Origin of the sequence: Corallococcus llansteffanensis, from assembly GCF_003612055.1 — a bacterium.
Lineage (GTDB): Bacteria > Myxococcota > Myxococcia > Myxococcales > Myxococcaceae > Corallococcus > Corallococcus llansteffanensis.
On the sequence record NZ_RAWB01000606.1, the window covers coordinates 1 to 5,848 of the forward strand.

Consider the following 5,848-nt stretch of genomic DNA (forward strand, 5'->3'; position numbering starts at 1 on the left):
GCGGTGGGCCGTCGCGGCCGCAGGGTGGCGGGCAGCGGCCTCCGGCGCAGGGGACTCAGGCCCCGGCGCAGAAGAAGCCGGAGCCGTTCAACAATCCGTTCTCGAAGCTGAAGCGCTGAACCCTGGCCGCTACTTCAGCTTTCGGGCGCATCCCAATAGGCATCCAGTGCCCGGGTCCAATGCTGGCGTGTCACAGGGCCCGATGCTTCTTCTCCCATCCTGCGCAGGAACGCCTGGATTGCGTTCCTCTGGGCGGAGGAGAGCACGTCGAACCGGCGCTGAAAGTCTCTGCGCAGGTCCGGGTTCGATTCATCTGGAATGCTCAACTGGGACAGGAGGAAGTCGCGGACGTCAAAGTCCGTGAGAGCAGCCAGAAGATAGGCCGGGAGGTAGTAGGGAAGCGCCTCCGGGCTGAGCAATGACAGATGTGCCGCATGCTGGCGGACTCGCTCCACCGGAAGGTCCTTCCAGTGTTGTCCCCGAAAGTCGCTGAGGAGCTCCGGGGTCTCCCATGCGTCCGGGGCATAGGCGATGCGGTCGTCAGCCGGTCGGGGAACGTCCGCGAAGGCGTTCTCGATTTGTCGTCGGAGTTGCTCCTCGCGCACAGTCATGATCTCGCTCGCCTTCTCAGCGGCATTGCTCGGTGGGACGGCAGCGGATGCCGATGAGTTCCGTGCAGCGGGCCTGCCCTGTCGTATAGGTGGCGAGGACGCTCTTGTGTGCAGGGTCGCCGCCCCGGAAACAGCGGTCCATCAACACCTTGCGGGCCTGGATGCAGTTCGCGAACCTGTTCCAGCGGACATTCAGTTCCTGGCAGCTCATGGCTTCATTGCAGCTCATGCCTTCGGTCTTGCAGGCAGCACCCGTGGCTTGATTCAGGGCTCGATAGACGTCCTTGGTGCAGTCGCCTGGCGGCGGCAAGACTTCTTCCCCCGCCTGACTGGAAGACGTGAAGAGCACGAGCCACAGGGTGGCGAGGAACAGCCTGGAAGATGCTTTCATGGCGTCCTCGCCTCCGTGCCGCGAAGTGCAGCTCAGTCCAGCGGGAACGGCCGCGCTTCCTTTGCCAGCACTTCATTGCGCGCCAGCAGTCCCGTGAACCGCGCGGTCCCATTGCGCGCGTCGAACCTTGCCGCGATGTCGCGCGCCTGCGTCTCCATCCAGTCCTGCAGCGCCCGCGTCGCATACCCGCCGTCGACCGCGTGCAGCGGGAAGGCCTTGGGCAGCCGCAGGCTCACTTCGTCACGGCCCTCCGCCGTCACCTGCCCCAGCAGGAACGACGACGCCGCGTAGAAGCTGAACCGGTCCCGGTGGCTGGAGTGCTCCAGCGCCCAGCCCAGGTGCTTCTCCAGCAACGTGAGCCCTCGGGACAGGTTGCCCGTCAGCGCCAGGAACTCCAGGTGCTCGCCCACCGTGGCGAGGAACTCGCGGTTCTTCGCCACCATCGCGTAGCCGCGCACGTGGCAGGCCCGCGCCTCCTCCAGCCGCTCCAGCTTGAAGAACGGATACAGCAGCGTGCCCAGCGTCAGGTGCGGGATCTCCGCGCAGGACTGGCGCCCGTCCAGGATGGGTTTGGCCTTCTTGACCGCCTGCTCCCACTCGCCCCGGTCCACGTGGTGGTCCAGCTCATCGTCCAATTCACAGACGCGGCAGTCCGTCAGGTGGTCCCTCGGCGCTGTCAGCCATTGCTCCCACAGGTGCTCCGCCTGGGCGGTGTCCCCCATGTCCCGCGCCATCTGGTAGCGCAGCTTCAGCGCCGCGCGCCGGCCCGCGTCCAGCTTCGCGAAGCACTGGTCCACGTCATCCAGCGCGTCGGCGATCTGCTTGCGGCTGATGTGCGGGAACTCGTCCAGCCGGCCCACCACCCACTTCTGCTTCCACAGCATGTCCTCCGGGTCGAACCGCTGCGGGTCCTTCTTCTGCTGCCCCCGGCACCACGCGAACGCCACCAGCGCCTTGTCCGGGAACCCCCCGAACGTCGCCGCGTCAATCAGCGCATCGCGCAGCGCGTACCCCAGCGGCACGTCCCCGTGCACGTCCACCAGCCGCACCGCCTCCTCCAGCGTGCGCACCTTCGCGTCACCCTCGGGCAGCTCCTCCGCCCGCGCTCGCAACGCATCCACCTGCTGGCGCCAGTCCTCCATCAGTGCATCCCTCGCGACCCCGAACCGGACGAACCACTCCCGCCGCCGCTGCCTTCATCCAACCGGGCCGCGATGAGCCCCAGCAGGCCGTGGTTCAGGAGCGCCATCTCCTGCGCGTTCAGCGGGTGCTGCCCCAAGAGCAGCGCCTGCACGTAGAGCATCTCCACCGACAGCTTCAGCAGCTCCCGGTTCTCCACCGCCGCGAGCCTCCGCACCACCGGGTTGTGCAGGTTGAGGCAGAGCAGCGCCCGCTCGTGTCCCCCCGTGCCCGCCAGCACACCGTCCAGCACGCCCGCGTACAGGTCGTCCGACTCCTCGCGCGCCCGCTCCGCGTCCCGCCGGAACGCCCCTTCCGCGTCCGCGCTGTAGAGCGTGGGCACCTCCGCCGGGAAGAACTTCTTCGCCTCCACCCCACAGCGGAACGGCGCCAGCACCCCTTCGGCCAGGCGCAGCAGCGGATAGACGGCCTCGCGCTCGTCCAGCGTCAGCTCCTCGAAGCTCTGCGGCAGGTCCGCCGACGAGAACGGCGCCACCTGCGCGTCCGGCACCACGTGCGGCAGCTTCTCCAGCAGCGCCGTGTCGTGCGTGTACGCCGCGTTCAGCACGCACAGCCCCTGCGCCGCCGCCACCCTCGCCACCTGCCGGAACCCGTCCAGCGTCGGCGTGTAGCGCACCACCGGCCACGAGCGCCGGTAGTCCGCCAGCGTCATCATCCCCAGCGACGTCTCGAAGGGCAGCCAGTCGATGATCATCCGGTAGAACGCGTCGTCATCCAGCGCCAGCCCCTTCACCGACAAGCCATGCAGAGCAATCAGCCGCTGCAACGCCCGGGGCTCGTCTCGCGCCAGCTCCATCAGGTAGCGCCGCAGGGAGCTTCCCAGGGCCTCGCGCGCCTGCGCCAGCACTGTGTCTTCGTAGAAGGACTCGCGGCTCGCGGTGGGCCTCAGGCCGTTCGCGTTCACCACGCACTTCACGAAGAACGCCCACTCCGGCACCAGGTTCTCCGCGCTCTCCGACAGCAGCATGTGCTTCAGGTACACGCGGTGCTTCTGCTTGGCGTTGAAGTGCGGCGACGCCGGCAGCACGAACGCCACCCCGTCCACGTCCCCCGCCTCGGAGCGCAGCGGAATCACATCCAGGAAGTCCGTGCCGAACACCTCTCGCCCGTACGCGAGCAGCGCCTGCCGCCTGTCCCCGGGCGTCTCGTACAGGCGGCGCCAGGGCGGACCGTCCGCGTTGAGGTGCTCCGTCACGCCGTCCACCGTGAGCCGCACGGGGAAGGGCAACAGGCCTCCGTAGTGGCGCGCAAGCTGGCGCACCCGCTCGGGCGTGAACCACTCCGTCATGTCCGCGCGGGCCACCAGGTAGACGTGCGTGCCGGGGGCGTCCAGCGGGTGTTCGGAGACGCGCACGTCGTAGGTGCCGTCGTGCCGGCCCCGCCACTCCAGCGTGCGCCCGTCCCCCTTCGCGGAGCGCGTGACCACCAGCAGCTCGTCGCACACCATGAAGCAGGACAGCAGGCCGATGCCGAACTGGCCGATGAAGTCGTTGCGCCGCGCCTCCAGCAGCTCGCGCTTGGAGGACTCACCGATGGTGGCGAGGAAGCGGTGGATCTCCTCTTCCGTCAGCCCCACGCCCTCGTCGGTGAAGAGCAGGGTGGTGGGCCCGCCGTCCTGCTTCTCCCGCAGCTCCAGCCCCACCGAACCGGAGGCCTCCGGGTCCAGCTGGCGCCGGGCGCGCAGCGCGTCCGTGGCGTTCTGGAGCAGCTCCCGCACGTACACCCCGGGCGAGCTGTACAGGTGGTGGGACAGGAGGTCGATGACCCCACGGAGGCTGACTTGGAATCGATGGTCCACGCTGGAATCGAGCGTAGCGCGCTGCATCGTCCCCGGGGGACCGCATTGCTGGGACGAGCGTGCGTCCCTTCCACCCCTGGGGTTCTGTCCTCCCGTCGGCAGCCGGACGCACCAGCCCCTTCCTGCTCCCTTGAAGGGTGCTAAGCGGCCCCTGACGTGTGGCGCCCCCCTGGCGGCACGGCGACATGTCGTCTCTTTCCTCCCTCCTGGAGCAGACAACGATGCGGACGAACCTGAAGGCAGTGGTGGTGGGCGCGGTGCTGGGTGTGACGGGCGCGGCGTTCGCGCAGGGCACCCCGGCGGCTCCGGCGGCCCCCAAGGCGGCGGCTGCCAAGCCGGCCGCAGGCGCCCCGGCGGCCAGCGGCAAGACGGAGGTGACGTGGTGGGGCCACGCCGCCTTCGTGGTGAAGACGCCGGGCGGCGCGGTGCTGGCGTTCGACCCGTGGTTCACCAACCCCAAGGCCCCCCAGGGCGCGACCTGGCCGGAGGCGGTGGACGCCATCCTCGTCTCCCACGGCCACTTCGACCACGTGGGTGAGACGAAGGCCCTGGCCCAGAAGACGAACGCGAAGGTGTACGGCTCCTTCGAGCTCGTCTCGCTGCTGGGCCTGCCGGAAGCCCAGAACGTGGGCGGCAACGTGGGCGGCACCTTCCAGGTGAAGGACGCCACCATCCACTTCGTGGAGGCGGTGCACTCCAGCAGCTACCAGGCGGACCCCAAGGCCCCGTCCCAGTACGCCGGCGCGCCCATGGGCTTCGTCGTGGAGATCGCCAACGGCCCCACCCTGTACCACGCGGGTGACACCGGGGCCTTCCAGTCCATGGCCCTCATCGCCGAGCAGTTCAAGCCCACCGTGGCCCTGCTCCCCATCGGCGGCCACTTCACGATGGACCCCGCCCAGGCGGCCCTCGCCGCGAAGCTGCTCAAGGTGAAGACCGTGGTGCCCATGCACTACGGCACCTTCCCCGCCCTCGCCGGCACCCCGGAGGCGCTCACCACCTCCATGAAGAAGGCCAAGGGCACCTTCAAGGTGCTGACCCTGGAGCCCGGCAAGTCCACCCCCCTGTAGTCCTCCCGCCTTCATCCTCCGCGCCCGCCCGCCGACTGTCGGTGGCCGGGCGCGGCCTTTTTTCCACCAGGGCCTGCCTTCCGTTGGACGACGCGCGGCGCCGACCGGGGTCGGGTGGCATCCCGGATGCGACTGGGTTATTCCCGGTTTCATCGCGCACCGGAGGGGTCCGGGCGGCGCGTCTCGTGGGGTGTACCGGTGTCGGTGCTGGTTTTTGGACGGGGGACCTGGCTGGCCACGCTCCTGACGGACGTGGTCGCCGCGCATGCTCGCGCGCCCCTGCCGGAGCTGACCCCGCCCCTGCCTGGCGCCGGGTCCATGTCCGGCCGCGCCCGGGGCCGCGCCTTCCTGCGCCGCACGCTCCGGGCCTCGGGGCTCGTCTATGGCACCCCCGTGCCGCTGCCCTCGCCGGTGGATGGCGGGGAGCCCTTCGACGCCCCGGCGCGCGCCACGGAGGACGCGCTGTTCCATGCCGTGGTGCGCACGCTTTCGCGCATGGCGCTGGACCTGGCACGGGTGATGGACGCGCCGGAGGCCCCCCGGATGGAGCAGCTGCTGGTGCTCTTCGCGGTGCTCGCCGGAGAGCTGGACCTGGCGCTGGCGCTGGACGCGCGGCTGGCGGCGGGGCTGCCGGTGCCCCGGCGCATGGTGGGGCGGGTGGAGGACGCGCTCGACAAGCGGGCGCCGTCGCTGGCCGGGGACCCGGTGTACGGGCTGGTGCTGCACAACGGCGCCCAGTACGCGGACGCGCAGCTGTTCTTCCGGCAGGCCATCGACC

5 protein-coding genes and 1 pseudogene are annotated in these 5,848 nt (G+C 69.8%); 2 read left to right on the forward strand and 4 right to left on the reverse strand.

Features of this window, described 5'->3' with window-relative positions:
• Positions 1-134: 134 nt before the first annotated feature.
• Genes D7V93_RS36260 through D7V93_RS36275 form a run of 4 tightly spaced genes read right to left on the reverse strand, consistent with a single transcriptional unit; the run spans position 135 to position 4,000 of the window.
• Positions 135-611, reverse strand: a complete 477-nt coding sequence (locus D7V93_RS36260; protein WP_120647707.1) for a DUF6714 family protein — start codon at positions 609-611, stop codon at positions 135-137.
• Between the two features lie 16 nt (positions 612-627).
• Entirely contained in the window at positions 628-1,002 is a 375-nt protein-coding gene (locus D7V93_RS36265; protein ID WP_120647708.1) for a hypothetical protein, read from the reverse strand.
• A 32-nt stretch (positions 1,003-1,034) separates the two neighbouring features.
• Positions 1,035-2,147 (reverse strand): hypothetical protein, encoded by a 1,113-nt coding sequence (locus D7V93_RS36270; protein ID WP_120647709.1) that lies wholly within the window; start codon positions 2,145-2,147, stop codon positions 1,035-1,037.
• Positions 2,144-4,000 carry an HSP90 family protein gene (locus D7V93_RS36275; RefSeq protein ID WP_120647711.1) on the reverse strand — a complete coding sequence of 619 codons (1,857 nt, stop codon included), beginning with the start codon at positions 3,998-4,000 and terminating at the stop codon, positions 2,144-2,146. The genes D7V93_RS36270 and D7V93_RS36275 overlap by 4 nt, the downstream gene beginning before the upstream one ends.
• A gap of 221 nt (positions 4,001-4,221) precedes the next feature.
• Here D7V93_RS36275 and D7V93_RS36280 point away from each other — a divergent pair, with 221 nt between their 5' ends.
• Both D7V93_RS36280 and D7V93_RS36285 read left to right on the forward strand, forming a co-directional pair.
• Positions 4,222-5,070: a metal-dependent hydrolase gene (locus D7V93_RS36280; protein ID WP_120647710.1), complete on the forward strand. Its 849-nt coding sequence runs from the start codon at positions 4,222-4,224 to the stop codon at positions 5,068-5,070.
• Positions 5,071-5,268: 198 nt separating this feature from the next.
• Positions 5,269-5,848, forward strand: a pseudogene (locus D7V93_RS36285) (hypothetical protein); the annotation flags it as partial.

Bases quoted from the DNA above. Each gene is read 5' to 3' on its own strand.
- D7V93_RS36260 (WP_120647707.1), bottom strand. From the start codon at position 611: ATGACTGTGCGCGAGGAGCAACTCCGACGACAAATCGAGAACGCCTTC.
- D7V93_RS36265 (WP_120647708.1), bottom strand. From the start codon at position 1,002: ATGAAAGCATCTTCCAGGCTGTTCCTCGCCACCCTGTGGCTCGTGCTC.
- D7V93_RS36280 (WP_120647710.1), top strand. From the start codon at position 4,222: ATGCGGACGAACCTGAAGGCAGTGGTGGTGGGCGCGGTGCTGGGTGTG.